Genomic DNA, 1,450 nt, shown 5'->3' with positions numbered 1-1,450 from the left:
GAGAACAATTTAGGGATTCTTAGGAGGTTCGCTCGTTGGCTCCGAGCAGCAAACAGAGATTCGATGGCTTCTCGGTTTTTAAACGATCCAGATTCACTAGCCGTTGATATCGCGGATTATTGGGCAAGCGGTGAGGACGATCAGAACCGTCTTAACTCAGCGCTGTCTCATTTCAGGAGGCTCGGACCTGAGGGGCAAGAACTCCAAGCCGTTGGAGCTGGGCCGCGCCTGATGGGCCGCCGAATTCATGATCCCTATCCCGATGACGCCCGCGTCATTGATAGCTTGGCCAAGGAAGAGCTGAGTAAGTTCGGACCGGTCTCGATTTCTCAGAAAAATGCCAGTAACCAACGAAAGTTTAGCGATTGGCTCAAAAGGGAGGGCAGGGGGAGCATAGTCAGCCGACTCACGGGTACTGATCAGCAGCAACGGTCGTTGCAGGAGGATTTTAGGAAATTTACCGAGGCCGAGGGAAAAGTGGTCGTGAGTTTAGATCGGCTGCGGCAGTATCTAGGCGCCGAGTCGCAGTTGAAACAGCATCATCCTTATCCCGACGACGCCCTCATGATTGATGGCTTGGCCAACGAAGAGCTGAGCAAGCTCGGACCGGACTCGACTTCCAAGAGGAAAGTTGTCCAGAATATGGCGATAAATCAACGGAGGTTTAGTGATTGGCTCCAAAAGAATGGTCGGGGGAGCATAAGCAGTCGCCTGACTGGCAGTGATGAGCAGCAACGGTCGTTGAAGGACGATTTTAGGGAATTTACTACTAACGTTGAAGTAAAAATAAGCGTGGGTTTCGATCGGCTGCGACAGTATCTAGGCGCCGAGTCGCAGTTGAAACAGCATGATCCTTATCCCGACGACACCCGCATGATTGATGGCTTCGCCAATGAAGAGCTGAGCAAGCTCGGACCGGACTCGACTTCCAAGAGGAAAGGCGTCTTGAATCTGGCCAGCAATCAACGGAGGTTTAGTAATTGGCTCCGAAAGAATGGTCGGGGGAGCATAAGCAGTCGCCTGACTGGCAGTGATGAGCAGCAACGGTCGTTGAAGGACGATTTTAGGGAATTTACTACTAACGTTGAAGTAAAAATAAACGTGAGTCTCGATCGGCTGCGGCAGTATCTAGGCGCTGAGTCGCAGTTGAAACAGCATCATCCTTATCCCGACGACGCCCTCATGATTGATGCCTTGGCCAACGAAGAGCTGAGCAAGCTCGGATCGGCCTCGACTTCCAAGAGGAGAGTCGTCTGGAGACTGGCCAGCAATCAACGAAAGTTTAGTGATTGGCTGCAAACCAGGGGTAGGGAGAGCATAGCGAGCCGGCTCAACGGCAGTGATCAGCAGCAATGGTCGTTGAAAAAAGATTACCAAGACTTCACCGAAGACATGGGAAAACACACTATCTCTTTCAAGCGGCTTCGGCAGTACCAGCAAGTCGTTGAGG

1 pseudogene is annotated in these 1,450 nt (G+C 51.9%); it reads left to right on the top strand.

Features of this window, described 5'->3' with window-relative positions:
• Positions 1 to 63: 63 nt before the first annotated feature.
• Positions 64 to 1,450: pseudogene (locus GGD53_RS31385) on the top strand (Ulp1 family isopeptidase); the annotation flags it as partial.

Source organism: Rhizobium aethiopicum (genome assembly GCF_014197535.1).
GTDB lineage: Bacteria > Pseudomonadota > Alphaproteobacteria > Rhizobiales > Rhizobiaceae > Rhizobium > Rhizobium aethiopicum_A.
Note: the sequence above shows the minus strand (reverse complement) of the source record. Positions and strands in the feature narration are given on the sequence as shown.